12 protein-coding genes are annotated in these 14509 nt (G+C 63.3%); 3 read left to right on the top strand and 9 right to left on the bottom strand.

What is annotated here, in order from left to right:
* Positions 1 to 7: 7 nt before the first annotated feature.
* From rseP to rpsB, 8 genes are all read right to left on the bottom strand, one after another.
* Positions 8 to 1360 (bottom strand): RIP metalloprotease RseP, encoded by a 1353-nt coding sequence (gene rseP, locus PPL01S_RS02385; protein ID WP_016392305.1) that lies wholly within the window; start codon positions 1358 to 1360, stop codon positions 8 to 10.
* A 42-nt stretch (positions 1361 to 1402) separates the two neighbouring features.
* A complete protein-coding gene (gene ispC / locus PPL01S_RS02380) occupies positions 1403 to 2593 on the bottom strand; it encodes a 1-deoxy-D-xylulose-5-phosphate reductoisomerase (protein WP_016392306.1) in 1191 nt (396 codons plus the stop codon).
* The gene (locus tag PPL01S_RS02375; RefSeq protein ID WP_028625233.1) at positions 2590 to 3405 is read right to left on the bottom strand and encodes a phosphatidate cytidylyltransferase; all 816 of its coding nucleotides are present in this window, start codon (positions 3403 to 3405) and stop codon (positions 2590 to 2592) included. Before PPL01S_RS02375 ends, ispC begins: the two co-directional genes overlap by 4 nt.
* Entirely contained in the window at positions 3405 to 4160 is a 756-nt protein-coding gene (gene uppS, locus PPL01S_RS02370; protein WP_028625232.1) for a polyprenyl diphosphate synthase, read from the bottom strand. Before uppS ends, PPL01S_RS02375 begins: the two co-directional genes overlap by 1 nt.
* Before the next feature lie 15 nt (positions 4161 to 4175).
* Positions 4176 to 4733 carry a ribosome recycling factor gene (gene frr, locus PPL01S_RS02365; protein ID WP_016392309.1) on the bottom strand — a complete coding sequence of 186 codons (558 nt, stop codon included), beginning with the start codon at positions 4731 to 4733 and terminating at the stop codon, positions 4176 to 4178.
* On the bottom strand, positions 4730 to 5473 hold the full coding sequence (gene pyrH, locus PPL01S_RS02360) for a UMP kinase (protein ID WP_016392310.1): 744 nt from the start codon (positions 5471 to 5473) through the stop codon (positions 4730 to 4732). Before pyrH ends, frr begins: the two co-directional genes overlap by 4 nt.
* Before the next feature lie 178 nt (positions 5474 to 5651).
* Complete coding sequence (gene tsf, locus PPL01S_RS02355) at positions 5652 to 6515, bottom strand: translation elongation factor Ts (RefSeq protein ID WP_016392311.1); 864 nt, start codon at positions 6513 to 6515, stop codon at positions 5652 to 5654.
* Positions 6516 to 6699: 184 nt separating this feature from the next.
* Positions 6700 to 7437, bottom strand: a complete 738-nt coding sequence (rpsB, locus tag PPL01S_RS02350; RefSeq protein WP_011535280.1) for a 30S ribosomal protein S2 — start codon at positions 7435 to 7437, stop codon at positions 6700 to 6702.
* Positions 7438 to 7896: 459 nt separating this feature from the next.
* Here rpsB and map point away from each other — a divergent pair, with 459 nt between their 5' ends.
* Genes map through dapC form a run of 3 tightly spaced genes read left to right on the top strand, consistent with a single transcriptional unit; the run spans position 7897 to position 12648 of the window.
* On the top strand, positions 7897 to 8679 hold the full coding sequence (map, locus tag PPL01S_RS02345) for a type I methionyl aminopeptidase (protein ID WP_016392312.1): 783 nt from the start codon (positions 7897 to 7899) through the stop codon (positions 8677 to 8679).
* Between the two features lie 39 nt (positions 8680 to 8718).
* Positions 8719 to 11421, top strand: coding sequence for a [protein-PII] uridylyltransferase (locus PPL01S_RS02340; RefSeq protein ID WP_016392313.1), 2703 nt, complete (start codon positions 8719 to 8721; stop codon positions 11419 to 11421).
* Positions 11422 to 11451: 30 nt separating this feature from the next.
* Positions 11452 to 12648, top strand: a complete 1197-nt coding sequence (gene dapC, locus PPL01S_RS02335) for a succinyldiaminopimelate transaminase (RefSeq protein ID WP_016392314.1) — start codon at positions 11452 to 11454, stop codon at positions 12646 to 12648.
* A 99-nt stretch (positions 12649 to 12747) separates the two neighbouring features.
* Here dapC and PPL01S_RS02330 read toward each other — a convergent pair whose 3' ends face one another.
* Entirely contained in the window at positions 12748 to 14394 is a 1647-nt protein-coding gene (locus PPL01S_RS02330) for a Na+/H+ antiporter (RefSeq protein ID WP_028625231.1), read from the bottom strand.
* Between the last annotated feature and the right edge of the window lie 115 nt (positions 14395 to 14509).

Genomic DNA, 14509 nt, shown 5'->3' with positions numbered 1-14509 from the left:
CGAAGCTTTATAGTCGACCCAGATCGTTGATCAGGGCGAGCAACATCACCCCCAAGACCAAACTGATACCGATCTGGACCCCCCAACCTTGTACCCGATCCGAAAGCGGACGACCGCGCGCCCACTCGACCAGGTAAAACAGCAAATGCCCCCCATCCAGCACTGGAATGGGCAGCAGGTTAAGAACCCCCAGGCTTATGCTCAGGTAGGCCAGGAAATTCAGGAAATCCCCCACGCCGGACTGGGCTGAAGCGCCCGCCACTTTAGCAATGGTTATCGGTCCGCTCAAGTTTTTTACCGACAGCTCCCCGAACAGCATTTTCTTCAGCGATTCGAGGGTCAGTACGCTCATGCTCCAGGTGCGCGACAGGCCCTCGCCCACGGCTTCCAGGGGGCCGTAGCTGACCTCGCGGAGCATGTTGGCTGGCCATTCGGCACCTTTGACACCCGCTCCCAGATAGCCACCGGAAGCCTTGCCCTCGCCCTTGCGGCCCAGGGTAACCGGCACCTCCAGGGCGGCGCCGTCGCGCTCGACACGGACCACGACCTGGGCCTGCGGGCGGGCGCGAACGTTGTCGACCACCTGCTGCCAGTCATTCAGCGCCACACCATCGATGGCCAATAATGTATCGCCGGTTTTCAGACCGGCCGCTGCTGCCGGCCCCTTGGGGTCGATCTCGGCCAGCACGGGCTCCAGGGCCGGGCGCCAAGGGCGCAACCCGAGCGACTGAATGGGGTCGGGCTCATCGGCGCCCTTGAGCCAGTTGTCCAGCTTCACCTGCAGCTGGCGGTCGGCGCCGGCACCTTCGTCACGCACCCCCACCTGCAGGGTTCCGCTTTCACCCAGGCGGCGAACCAGCTGCAGGTTGACCGCAGACCAACCACTGGTCGGTTCGCCGTCGACGGAGACGATTTCCTGTCCGGCCATCAGCCCTGCCGATGCCGCCAGGCTACCCGGCTCGACCGCCCCGATCACCGGGCGAATCTGCTGGGAGCCCATCATGGCCAGCAGCCAGAAGAACACGATGGCCAGCAGGAAGTTGGCAATCGGACCTGCTGCAACGATGGCGATTCTCTGGTGCACCGACTTGCGATTGAACGCCTGATCGAGCTGCGCTGGCGGCACTTCGCCTTCGCGCTCATCGAGCATTTTCACGTAGCCGCCCAGGGGAATTGCCGCCACCACGAACTCGGTGCCCTGACGATCATGCCAGCGCAGCAGCGGCGTACCGAAGCCCACGGAGAAGCGCAGCACCTTGACGCCGCAGCGGCGAGCGACCCAGAAGTGACCGAATTCGTGGAAAGTGACCAGTACACCCAGGGCCACCAGGGTGCCGATAATCATGTAGAGCGCAGTCATGTCTATCTCCGAATGACGTTCAGCCCAACCCTGGGACGGGCCTCAACGACCGTGGCGTCGCAGCCACTCGCGAGACAGCTCGCGGGCGCGCTGGTCGGCGGCGAACACCGCATCCAGCGAGGGTAGCGGCACCACAGGTTCCTGATCGAGCACCTGTTCGATCATACCCGCGATCTCCGGGAAGCGGATACGCCGCTGGAGAAATGCCTCGACCGCGATCTCGTTGGCGGCATTGAGCACCGCCGGAGCGCTATTGCCCGCCTCGGCGGCCTGCCGAGCCAGACGCAGGCACGGGAAGCGCTGCTCGTCGGGCGCCTGGAAGTCCAGGCGAGCGATGGCGAACAGGTCCAGCGGTGCGACCCCCGAATCGATCCGCTCTGGCCAGGCCAGCGCGTTGGCGATCGGCGTGCGCATGTCCGGATTACCCAGCTGGGCCAACACCGAACCGTCGACATAGTCGACCAGCGAGTGGATCACGCTCTGCGGGTGCACCACGACCTCGACCTTGGCCGGCGCCGCATCGAACAGCCAGCAGGCCTCGATCAGCTCCAACCCCTTGTTCATCATGCTTGCCGAATCCACGGAAATCTTGCGCCCCATGGACCAGTTCGGATGCGCACAAGCCTGCTCCGGCGTGACATCGGCCAGCGCAGCTTGGGGCGTTTCGCGGAACGGCCCGCCCGAGGCGGTCAACAGGATGCGGCGCACGCCGACCTGACTCAAGCCACGGCTGTAGTCCCCCGGTAGACACTGGAAGATCGCGTTGTGCTCGCTGTCGATCGGCAGCAGCACGGCGCCGCTCTGGCGCACGGCATCCATGAACAGCGCGCCGGACATCACCAGCGCTTCCTTGTTGGCCAGCAGCACTTTCTTGCCAGCCTGCACGGCCGCCAAGGTCGGGCGCAGGCCCGCAGCACCGACGATAGCGGCCATCACCGCGTCCACCTGGGGCGCAGCAGCCACTTCGCAAAGCCCTGCTTCGCCTTCGAGCACCTCGGTGGCACAGCCGGCCGCCGCAAGACCTTCGCGCAGCCGCCTGGCCGCTTCGGCATTGGGCACCACGGCATGAACCGGGCGATGGCGCACGCACAGGGCCAGCAACTCGTCGATACGCGAGTAACCGCTCAAGGCGTGCACCTGGTAACGCTCGGGGTGACGCGCGATCACATCGAGGGTGTTCAGGCCGATCGACCCGGTCGCCCCCAGTACGGTAATGCGCTGCACCGCACTCACATCACACCCCATTCGGCAGCCCACAACAGCACGGCGAAGATCGGGATGGCTGCGGTCAGGCTGTCGATGCGATCCAGCACGCCGCCGTGGCCCGGCAACAAGTTGCTGCTGTCCTTGATGCCGGAACGGCGCTTGAACATGCTCTCGGTCAGGTCACCGACCACCGAGACCATGACCACCAGCGCCGTACCCACCAGCCCCAGCAGAATCTGGCCAATGCCCCAGTCTCGGCTGATGCCGACCACCAGGGTAATGACCAGGCTCACCGCCAGGCCGCCGTACACGCCTTCCCAGCTCTTGCCCGGACTGACCAGCGGCGCCAGTTTGCGCTTGCCGAAAGCCCGCCCCGAGAAGTAGGCGCCGATATCGGCAGCCCACACCAGCACCATGACCGACAGGATCAGCCAGTTGCCCAGCTGCCAGTGCTTGAGCAGCACCAACCCCTGCCAGGCCGGCAGCAGGATCAGCAGGCCGATCAGCAGCCGGCAGGCGGCGCTGGCCCACAGCTCGCTGGTTCGCGGATAGGTCAGTACCAGCCAGGTGGCCAGCGCCCACCAGATCACCGCAGCCCCTAGCACCCAGGGCGCGAGGTCCGGCATCAGGTAGAGCAGCATCAGCGCTCCGGCGACCACGGCAGCGTAGGCAATGCGCAGCGGCTGGGCCATCAACCCGGCCAGACGCGCCCATTCCCAGGCACCGAGGGTCACCACGAAGCCGATGAACAGGGCGAAGTCCCCGCCGTTTAGCAGGAAGAATCCACCCAGCGCGATCGGCAGCAGGATCAGCGCAGTAATGATGCGTTGTTTAAGCATTAAGCACGAGCTCCAGCTTCGACCTGCTCGCTGGTCTTCCCAAAGCGGCGCTGGCGCGAAGCGAAATCGGCCAGTGCTTTGCGCATGGCCTCGTGTTTGAAGTCCGGCCAGTAGAGGTCGGAGAAGTACAGTTCGGCATAAGCCAGCTGCCACAGCAGGAAATTGCTGATGCGGTGCTCGCCGCCGGTGCGGATACACAGGTCGGGCAACGGCAGTTCGCCGGTTGCAAGACAGGTCTGCAGCAGCCCCGGGGTGATGTCGTCCGGACGCAGGTGCCCGGCCTGAACCTCCCGCGCCAGGCGCTGCGCGGCCTGGGCAATATCCCACTGACCGCCATAGTTGGCGGCGATCTGCAGGATGAAGCGGTTATTGCCCGCCGTCAGCGCTTCAGCCTCGCGCATGGCGGCCTGCAGCTCTGGATGGAAGCGCGAACGGTCGCCGATGATGCGCAGGCTGATGTTGTTCTCGTTGAGGCGCTTGGCCTCGCGACGCAGCGCCGAGAAGAACAGCTCCATCAACGCCCCGACCTCATCGGCCGGGCGCTGCCAGTTCTCGCTGGAGAACGCGAACAGGGTCAACACCTCGACGCCGGACTGGGCGCAGACTTCGATGACCGCACGCACGGCATCCACGCCGGCCTTGTGCCCGGCAACGCCAGGCAACAGGCGCTTCTTCGCCCAGCGATTGTTGCCATCCATGATGATCGCGACGTGACGCGGCACCGAGAGTGGTGTCGCCAGCTTGGTCTTTTCCATTAAAAAACCTCGGCCTTAGACGGCCAACAGGTCCTTTTCCTTGGCTTTGAACGCAGCGTCGATTTCGGCGACGTACTTGTCGGTCAGCTTCTGGATCTCGTCAGCGGCGCGACGTTCTTCGTCTTCGCTGATTTCCTTGTCCTTGGTCAGCTTCTTCAGGTCCGCCAGCGCATCACGGCGCACGTTGCGCACGGCAACCTTGGCATCTTCGGCAACGCCGCTGGCCTGCTTGGTGTAGCCCTTGCGGGTTTCTTCGGTCAGGGCAGGCATCGGAACGCGAATGGTGGTACCGGCACTGGACGGGTTCAGGCCGAGATCGGAAGTCAGAATGGCCTTCTCGATGGCAGCGCTGAGGTTCTTGTCGTGGGCGACGATCTTCAGGGTGCGGGCATCTTCGACGGTGATGGCAGCCACCTGGTTCAGCGGCATGTCGCTACCCCAGGCCGGGACCTTGACGCTGTCCAGGATGCTCGGGTGGGCACGACCGGTGCGAATGGACGCCAGGTTGCGAGCCAGGGCCTCGATGGACTTGCCCATGCGATCCTGGGCGTCTTTCTTGATATCGTTGATCATTTTTGAACTTCCTCGATCAGGGTTCCTTCCGCGCCGCCGTGCACGATGTTCAGCAGGGCGCCGGGCTTGTTCATGTTGAAGACGCGCAGCGGCATCTTGTGGTCTCGGCACAGGCAGATTGCTGTCAGGTCCATGACACCCAGCTTGCGATCCAGCACTTCATCGTAGGTCAGATGATCGAACTTCTCGGCATGCGGGTCCTTGAACGGATCTGCAGTGTATACACCATCGACCTTGGTTGCCTTCAATACCACGTCGGCATCGATTTCGATGGCGCGCAGGCAAGCGGCGGAGTCGGTAGTGAAGAACGGGTTGCCGGTACCGGCAGCGAAGATTACGACTTCCTTGGCGTTCAAGTGACGCATGGCTTTGCGGCGATCATAGTGATCGGTCACGCCAACCATGGAAATAGCTGACATGACGATGGCGGTAATGTTCGCCCGCTCCAGCGCATCGCGCATGGCCAGGGCATTCATCACGGTGGCCAGCATGCCCATGTGGTCGCCAGTGACACGGTCCATGCCGGCTGCACTGAGCGCCGCACCACGGAACAGGTTGCCACCACCGATCACCAAGCCTACCTGAACGCCGATGCCGACCAGTTGGCCGACTTCCAGCGCCATGCGATCCAGGACCTTGGGGTCGATCCCGAACTCTTCCGAGCCCATCAGGGCCTCGCCGCTAAGTTTGAGTAGAATGCGTTTATAGCGAGCCTGATAACCACTGCCCTGCTGAGCCATTGCGAATCTCTCCTGCGGCGTTTGTAAAAAATTCTGGCGGGCTGCTTGAGCCTGCGTGTAACTCTAACGTGACGCAGCGACTGCGTCAGCGAGCACGGCCTTGAAAACCGCTCCCGCTTTGACAAAGAGGCTGCGCGCGTGAGCGGGCAGCCTCTTTGGGGCGACAGACGGGGCTGTCTTACTGCTTGGCAGCAGCTACCTGAGCGGCAACTTCAGCAGCGAAGTCGTCGACTGGCTTCTCGATGCCTTCGCCAACCTTGAAGTAGGTGAAGGAAACGATTTCAGCACCGGCTTTCTTGGCCAGCTCGCCAACCTTGACTTCCGGGTTCATGACGAAGGCTTGCTCTTTCAGCGAGGCTTCGGCCTTGAACTTGGTGATACGGCCGTTGATCATGTTCTCAACGATGTTTTCCGGCTTGCCAGCGATCTTGTCGGCGTTCAGCTGCAGGAAGACGTTCTTCTCGCGCTCGATGGCCTCGGCGGAGATTTCCGACGCGTCCAGGAACTCTGGGTTCGACGCGGCAACGTGCATGGCGATGTTCTTGGCCAGCTCGACGTCGCCGCCTTTCAGGACAACGACAGCACCGATCTTGTTGCCGTGCAGGTAGGCGCCGACAACGTCGCCTTCAACGCGCACCAGGCGACGGATGTTGACGTTTTCGCCGCACTTGGCAACCAGGGCTTCACGAGCTGCTTCACGCGAGGCGATCAGCGGAGCTGCGTCGGTCAGCTTCTGGGCGAAGGCTTCTTCCAGGCTGTCGGCGACGAAGTTCTTGAAGTCGTCTTGCAGGGCCAGGAAGTCGGTCTGCGAGTTGACTTCCAGCAGGACGGCGGATTTACCGTCGGTCTTGACCGCGATAGCGCCTTCAGCAGCGACGTTGCCCGCCTTCTTGGCGGCCTTGATCGCGCCCGAGGCACGCATGTCGTCAATGGCTTTTTCGATGTCGCCGCCAGCCTTTTCCAGGGCCTTTTTGCAATCCATCATGCCTTCGCCGGTACGCTCGCGCAGTTCTTTCACCAGCGCTGCAGTAATTGCTGCCATTTCAAAATCCTCTTGGAAAGTTTTTCAACCATTCCACCCGCTCGTCACGGGCGTTAAATTCTGCAAATCGCTGCCTTTATATCAGCTCGCCCATGATGCGGGGCCGTTGCTGACAGCAGGATTTCAAGGTGGCAAAAAGGGGGCAAAGCCCCCTTTTCGCGTGCCAAGTAGACGCTAGCGCCTATTACTCGGCAGCCGGTGCAGCCGCTTCTTCAGCGTAGACTTCGGTGCCGCCAGCAACGTTGTTGCGGCCGCGGATGACGGCGTCAGCCATCGAAGTCATGTACAGCTCGATAGCGCGAATGGCGTCATCGTTACCTGGGATGACGAAGTCAACGCCTTCCGGGCTGCTGTTGGTATCGACAACGCCGATGACCGGGATGCCCAGCTTGTTGGCTTCGGTGATAGCAATGCGCTCGTGGTCAACGTCGATCACGAACAGGGCATCAGGCAGGCCGCCCATGTCCTTGATACCACCCAGGCTGCGATCCAGTTTTTCCAGGTCGCGGGAACGCATCAGGGCTTCTTTCTTGGTCAGCTTGGCGAAGGTGCCATCTTCGGCCTGGGTTTCCAGGTCGCGCAGACGCTTGATCGAAGCACGGATGGTTTTGTAGTTGGTCAGCATGCCGCCCAACCAACGGTGATCAACGTATGGCGAACCGCAACGAGCAGCTTGCTCGGCGACGATCTTGCCGGCGGAACGCTTGGTGCCGACGAACATGATCTTGTTCTTGCCCTGAGCCAGACGCTCTACGAACGCCAGAGCGTCGTTGAACATTGGCAGGGTTTTTTCCAGGTTGATGATGTGGATCTTGTTACGCGCGCCGAAAATGTACTTGCCCATTTTCGGATTCCAGTAACGGGTCTGGTGGCCGAAGTGCACACCGGCCTTCAGCATATCGCGCATGTTGACTTGGGACATGATAGTTCCTTGATAAGTCGGGTTGGGCCTCCACGTATCCCAATGACCAACCCGCAAATTCGAAAACTCGGGGCACCCAGGTCATCGTGTCGACACGTGTGTGGGTTTAGGCTGACGGGGTCGTCCCCGAAAGCGGCGCATTTTATACCACAGACCGAACGCGAACGGAACCCGGATACAAGTGCGTCCGTCAGCGGTTTTTACAGCACCCTGCCAAAGAGGCCAGAATGGCTGCAGGACTGGCAGTTTCCCGGGCACTTGGGGCCGCTACGCGACCCATCGCCGGCAAGCCGGCTCCCACGATGATAACGCGATCGGCGTGGCAGCCGGCTTGCCGGCGATGGACTGCGCGCCAGCCTCAATTCTCTGCCTGTATCCCGACCGATCGGCGCCCTGCTCTGCTAGAATCCGGCCTTTCCCGTTTGTTCGCGCCGTACACGGCGCCGTAGAGAGCCTGTAATGACCGTCACCATCAAGACCGCAGAAGACATCGAGAAGATGCGCATCGCCGGCCGCCTGGCCGCCGACGTGCTGGAGATGATCGAAGAACACGTCAAGCCCGGCATCACCACCGAAGAGCTGGACCGCATCTGCCACGACTACATCGTCAATGTCCAGCAGGCCATCCCGGCGCCCCTCAACTACAAGGGCTACCCCAAGTCGATCTGCACCTCGATCAACCATGTGGTCTGCCACGGCATCCCCAACGACAAGCCGCTCAAGGATGGCGACACGCTCAACATCGACATCACCGTGATCAAGGACGGCTACCACGGCGACACCAGCCGCATGTTCCATGTCGGCAACGTGCCGGTGTGGGCCGAGCGCCTGTCCAAGGTCACCCAGGAGTGCATGTACAAGGCCATCGAACTGGTCAAGCCGGGCTGCCGCCTGGGCGACATCGGCGAAGTGATCCAGAAGCACGCCGAGAAGAACGGTTTCTCGGTGGTTCGCGAGTTCTGCGGGCACGGCATCGGCAAGGTGTTCCACGAAGAACCGCAGATCCTTCACTACGGCCGCGCTGGCACCGGCATGGAACTGAAAGAAGGCATGACCTTCACCATCGAGCCGATGATCAACCAGGGCAAGGCCGACACCAAGGTTCTCGGCGACGGCTGGACTGCCATCACCAAGGACCGTAAGCTCTCCGCCCAGTGGGAACACACTCTGGTGGTAACCGCGACCGGCTACGAGATCTTCACCCTGCGCAAGGACGACACGATCCCGCGCACCTCGGCCTGATTTCGCTCAAGGCAACCCCTACGACAGGAACGCGACGCGATGCCCCAGGTGGATCCCGAGCTGTTCGACCGCGGCCAGTTCCAGGCGGAACTGGCCCTCAAGGCGAGCCCGATCGCCGCCTTCAAGAAAGCCATCCGCCAGGCCGGCGAGGTGCTCGACAGGCGTTTTCGCGAAGGCCGCGAAATACGCCGCCTGATCGAAGACCGCGCGTGGCTCGTCGACAACATCCTGCAGCAGGCCTGGAAGCAGTTCGACTGGGGCGATCCTGACGGCATCGCGCTGATCGCCGTCGGCGGCTACGGGCGCGGTGAACTGCATCCGCACTCGGACATCGACCTGCTGATCCTGCTGGACGCCTGCGAGCACGAACAGTACCGCGATGCCATCGAGCGCTTCCTGACCCTGCTCTGGGACATCGGCCTCGAAGTCGGCCAGAGCGTGCGTACCGTCGACGAGTGCGCCGAACAGGCCCGCGCCGACCTGACGGTCATCACCAACCTGATGGAAAGCCGCACCATTGCCGGCCCCGAGGCGCTGCGCCAGCGCATGCTGGACGTCACCAGCACCGCGCACATGTGGCCGAGCAAGGAGTTCTTCCTGGCCAAGCGCGCCGAACTCAAGGCCCGCCACCACAAGTACAACGACACCGAATACAACCTCGAGCCCAACGTCAAAGGCTCGCCTGGTGGCCTGCGCGATATCCAGACGGTGCTCTGGGTGGCTCGTCGCCAGTACGGCACGCTCAACCTGCATGCGCTGGCCGGCGAGGGTTTCCTGCTGGAAAGCGAGAACGAGCTGCTCGCCTCCTCCCAGGACTTCCTGTGGAAGGTCCGCTACGCCCTGCACATGCTCGCCGGGCGCGCCGAGGACCGGCTGCTGTTCGACCACCAGCGCAGCATCGCCGCGCTGCTTGGGTACAGCGACGAGAACCCCAAGCGCGCCATCGAACAGTTCATGCAGCAGTACTACCGGGTGGTGATGAGCATCAGCCAGTTGTGCGACCTGATCATCCAGCACTTCGAGGAAGTTATCCTCGCCGATGACGACAGTGGCACCACCCAGCCGCTGAATGCCCGCTTCCGCCTGCACGATGGCTATATCGAGGCGGCCAGCCCAACGGTATTCAAGCGCACCCCGTTCGCCATGCTGGAGATCTTCGTGCTGATGGCCCAGCACCCGGAGATCAAGGGCGTGCGGGCCGACACCGTGCGCCTGCTGCGGGAACACCGCCACCTGATCGATGACACCTTCCGCAATGACATTCGCAACACCAGCCTGTTCATCGAGCTGTTCAAGTGCGAGATCGGCATCCACCGCAACCTGCGGCGGATGAACCGCTACGGTATCCTCGGCCGCTACCTGCCGGAGTTCGGCCTGATCGTCGGGCAGATGCAACACGACCTGTTCCACATCTATACCGTCGATGCGCACACCCTCAATCTCATCAAGCACCTGCGCAAGCTGCAGTACACGCCGGTATCCGAGAAATTCCCGCTGGCCAGCAAGCTCATGGGGCGCCTGCCCAAGCCCGAGCTGATCTACCTGGCAGGCCTCTACCACGACATTGGCAAGGGCCGCCAGGGCGACCATTCCGAAATCGGTGCGGTGGACGCGCAGAAGTTCTGTGAACGCCACCAACTGCCCGCCTGGGACAGCCGCCTGATCGTCTGGCTGGTGCAGAACCACCTGGTGATGTCCACCACCGCCCAGCGCAAGGACCTTTCCGACCCGCAGGTCATCAACGACTTCGCCTTGCACGTGGGGGACGAAATACGCCTGGACTACCTCTATGTGCTGACCGTGGCCGACATCAACGCCACCAATCCCAGCCTGTGGAACTCCTGGCGCGCCAGTCTGCTGCGCCAGCTCTATACCGAGACCAAGCGCGCCCTGCGCCGCGGCCTGGAAAACCCGCTGGACCGTGAAGAGCAGATCCGCCAGACCCAGAGCGCGGCGCTGGACATTCTGATCCGCGAAGGTACCGACCCAGACGACGTCGAGCAGCTCTGGTCGCAACTGGGTGACGATTACTTCCTCAAGCACACCGCTGCCGACGTGGCCTGGCACAGTGACGCGATCCTCCAGCAGCCGGCCGACGGCGGGCCGCTGGTATTGATCAAGGAAACCACCCAACGCGAGTTCGAGGGCGGAACGCAGATCTTCATCTATGCCCCCGACCAGCACGACTTCTTCGCCGTGACCGTGGCGGCGATGTCGCAGTTGAACCTGAACATCCATGACGCGCGGATCATCACCTCGAGCAGCCAGTTCACCCTCGATACCTATATCGTGCTGGACAACGATGGCGGCTCGATCGGCGACAACCCGCAGCGGGTCAAGCAGATCCGCGACGGGCTGACCGAGGCGCTGCGCAACCCCGAGGACTACCCGACCATCATCCAGCGCCGGGTGCCGCGCCAGCTCAAGCACTTCAACTTCCCGCCGCAGGTGACTATCCTCAACGATGCCCAGCGGCCGGTGACCATCCTCGAGATCACCGCACCAGACCGCCCGGGCCTGCTGGCAAGGCTGGGGCGCATCTTCCTGGAGTTCGACCTGTCGCTGCAGAACGCCAAGATCGCCACCCTCGGCGAGCGTGTCGAGGACGTGTTCTTCATCACCGACGCCGACAACCAGCCGCTGTCCGACCCGCAACTGTGCAGCCGCCTGCAGGAGGCCATCGTGCAGCAATTGCAGGCTGGCCAGGCCAGCGAAGCCAGCCCGAACCGCGTGACCTTTTAACCATTAGACGATTGACGAGACCTTACGCCGATGAACCACGCCTTGACCCTGCTCCAGACCTACCCGTTCGAGAAACTCCGCGCCCTGCTGGGCAGCGTGAAACCCGCGACAGACAAACGCGCCATCGCCCTGTCGATCGGGGAGCCGAAGCACGAATCGCCGGCTTTCGTCGCAAAGGCCATGGCCGACAACCTCGACAAGCTGGCGGTCTACCCCAGCACCCTCGGCCTGCCGGCCCTGCGCCAGGCCATCGGCCAGTGGTGCGCACGCCGTTTCGGCGTGCCGGCCGGCTGGCTGGATGCCGACCGTCACATCCTGCCGGTCAACGGCACCCGCGAAGCGCTGTTCGCCTTCACCCAGGCCGTGGTCAACCGCGCCGATGATGGCCTGGTGGTAAGCCCCAACCCGTTCTACCAGATCTACGAAGGCGCGGCCCTGCTCGCCGGCGCCACGCCGCACTACCTGCCGTGCCTGGAAAGCAATGGGTTCAACCCCGATTTCGACGCCGTGCCGGCCGAAGTCTGGCAGCGCTGCCAGATCCTGTTCCTGTGCTCGCCGGGCAACCCCACCGGTGCGCTGGTGCCGATGGACACGTTGAAGAAGCTGATCGCCCTGGCCGACGAGCACGACTTCGTGATTGCCGCCGACGAGTGCTACAGCGAGCTGTATTTCGATGAAGATGCACCGCCACCGGGCCTGCTGAGCGCATGCGCGGAGCTGGGCCGTAGCGACTTCAAGCGTTGCGTGGTGTTCCACAGCCTGTCCAAGCGCTCCAACCTGCCAGGCCTGCGCTCGGGCTTCGTCGCCGGTGACGCCGAGATCATCAAGCCGTTCCTGCTGTACCGCACCTACCACGGCTGCGCGATGCCGGTGCAGACCCAGCTGGCCAGCATCGCTGCCTGGCAGGACGAGGCCCATGTGCGCGACAACCGCGACCAGTACCGCGCCAAGTACGACGCCGTGCTCGACATCCTGCAGCCGGTGCTGGACGTTCAGCGGCCCGATGGCAGCTTCTACCTGTGGGCCAAGGTGCCGGGCTGTGATGCCGAATTCACCCGCGACCTGTTCGAAGCGCAGCATGTGACCGTGGTGCCGGGGTCGTACCTGTCGCGCGAGGTGGGTGGTGTGAACCCGGGGGCTGGCCGGGTGCGCATGGCGCTGGTTGCGCCGCTGGCCGAATGCATCGAGGCGGCAGAGCGGATTCGTGAGTTTCTGCGCAATCGTTGATTGACCCATCGCCGGCAAGCCGGCTGCCACAGCTATTGCGCGAGCGTGCCTGTGGCAGCCGGCTTGCCGGCGACTGGGCTGCCAAGCAGCCCCAGCGTCCTACTTGACCTGCCCCAGGTTCGCTTCGCTCATATCCAGCTCCCCCAGCACCTGCCTCACCAACTCATCACCCACCAGGTGCTGGCGATGCAGGTTGTACAGTTCCAACCGCTGCGCCCGCAGCGCCCGCAAGCGCAAGCGCCGCTCAAGCAGGTCCATCTGCTCGGCCAGCGCCCTCGCCTCGGCCGTGTCGTTGTAACTGTTCAGCTCATCCCGATATTCGGCCATCAACCTGGCCTTGAGCTCGGTCGCCATGGTCGCCTGCGCCGCATCCTGTGGCGCACTGGCGTCGATCACCTCTTCCGCCTCCAACGCATGAATCGCCGCCTCGACCGTGCGTCGCCAGGCATCCAGCACCTCCTGGTGCAGCCGTTCGTCGGGGGTCCTGGTCACGCCGCGCAGCAGGAACGGCAAGGCAATACAGGCACTGATCAGCGACAGCAGGATGACCCCGGCGGCGATGAAGATCAGCAAATCCCGCTCGGGAAATGCCTGGCCCGCGCTGATCAGCAACGGCACCGACATCACACCCGCCAACGTCACCGCCCCACGTACACCGCCCAGGGTCAGCATCCAGCACGAACGCGCGGTGGGCATCAGCACCAGCGCCGGCTTGCCACGCCAGCGCCGGACCACACCGATCGCACGCCAGATGCTCTGGACCCAGGTGAAGCGCAGCAGGATCAATGCCGCGAAGATCGCCAGCACGTCCAGGCAACGCCAGGCCAGGGTCGGCCAGATGGAGGCTTCATGGCTGACCACTGCCTTGATGATGTCCGGCAACTGCAGCCCCAGCAGCAGGAAGATCAGGCCGTTGAAGGCGAACTCCAGCAGCGACCAGACACTGCGGTTGAGCAGACGGGTGCTGGTCTGGCGCGGCAGCAGGTCGAGCCAGCTCTGCATCATGCCGGCCGCCACCGCCGAAAGGATGCCCGATACCCCGAGTCGCTCGGCCAGCACATAGGCGGCAAACGGCAACAGCAACATGAACACCACGTGGGTGGCCGGGTCATCCCAGCCACGGGCGATCATCCAGGCCCGCAGGCGGCCGATCAGCCAGCTAAGGGCCACGCCGACTGCCAGGCCACCCAAGGCAACCAGGACGAAACTGAAGCTGGCGTCGGCCAGCGAGAAAGCCCCCGTGATCGCCGCCGCCAGGGCGAACTTGAAGGTCACCAGGCCCGAGGCGTCGTTCATCAACGCCTCGCCCTGCAGCATGTGCATCAGCGGGGTCGGCAAACGGTCCTGGGTGATGGCCGACACCGCCACCGCATCGGTCGGCGAAAGCACCGCCGCCAGGGCGAAGGCCACCGGCAGCGGGATGGTCGGCAGCAGCCAGTGAATGAAGTAGCCCGCCCCGACCACGGTGAACAGCACCAACCCCACGGCCAATGCCACCACCGGGCCACGAATGCGCCACAATTCGCGCTTGGGCATGCGCCAGCCGTCGGCGAACAGCAACGGCGGCAGGAACAGGAAGAGGAACAGTTCAGGGTCCAGGGCCACATGCAGACCCAGGGTTGGCCACGCCAGCAAGGCACCGGCGCCAATCTGCACCAGCGGCAAGGGCAGCGGGATCACCCGCCCGACCAGTTTCGACACGCTTACCAGCGTCAACAGGATGAGGACGGTATAGGCGGACTGCATCCGTTAAAGCTTCCTTTGTGAACCCAAAACCACAACAGGGCGAAACATCGCCATTGAAACAATATGTTAGCGGGGTAGCGGGAAATGAGGCCGCTGCACGATAGTCGCAGGTGGC

Origin of the sequence: Pseudomonas plecoglossicida NBRC 103162 = DSM 15088, assembly GCF_000730665.1 — a bacterium.
Classification (GTDB): domain Bacteria; phylum Pseudomonadota; class Gammaproteobacteria; order Pseudomonadales; family Pseudomonadaceae; genus Aquipseudomonas; species Aquipseudomonas plecoglossicida.
The sequence above is the reverse complement of the archived record's forward strand: the minus strand, read 5'-3'. Positions and strand labels throughout refer to the sequence as shown.

Excerpts from the sequence above, each read along its gene's own strand:
- rseP (WP_016392305.1), bottom strand. The coding sequence starts at position 1,360 with ATGACTGCGCTCTACATGATTATCGGCACCCTGGTGGCCCTGGGTGTA.
- PPL01S_RS02375 (WP_028625233.1), bottom strand. The coding sequence starts at position 3,405 with ATGCTTAAACAACGCATCATTACTGCGCTGATCCTGCTGCCGATCGCG.
- uppS (WP_028625232.1), bottom strand. The coding sequence starts at position 4,160 with ATGGAAAAGACCAAGCTGGCGACACCACTCTCGGTGCCGCGTCACGTC.
- frr (WP_016392309.1), bottom strand. The coding sequence starts at position 4,733 with ATGATCAACGATATCAAGAAAGACGCCCAGGATCGCATGGGCAAGTCC.
- pyrH (WP_016392310.1), bottom strand. The coding sequence starts at position 5,473 with ATGGCTCAGCAGGGCAGTGGTTATCAGGCTCGCTATAAACGCATTCTA.
- tsf (WP_016392311.1), bottom strand. The coding sequence starts at position 6,515 with ATGGCAGCAATTACTGCAGCGCTGGTGAAAGAACTGCGCGAGCGTACC.
- rpsB (WP_011535280.1), bottom strand. The coding sequence starts at position 7,437 with ATGTCCCAAGTCAACATGCGCGATATGCTGAAGGCCGGTGTGCACTTC.
- map (WP_016392312.1), top strand. The coding sequence starts at position 7,897 with ATGACCGTCACCATCAAGACCGCAGAAGACATCGAGAAGATGCGCATC.
- PPL01S_RS02340 (WP_016392313.1), top strand. The coding sequence starts at position 8,719 with ATGCCCCAGGTGGATCCCGAGCTGTTCGACCGCGGCCAGTTCCAGGCG.
- dapC (WP_016392314.1), top strand. The coding sequence starts at position 11,452 with ATGAACCACGCCTTGACCCTGCTCCAGACCTACCCGTTCGAGAAACTC.
- PPL01S_RS02330 (WP_028625231.1), bottom strand. The coding sequence starts at position 14,394 with ATGCAGTCCGCCTATACCGTCCTCATCCTGTTGACGCTGGTAAGCGTG.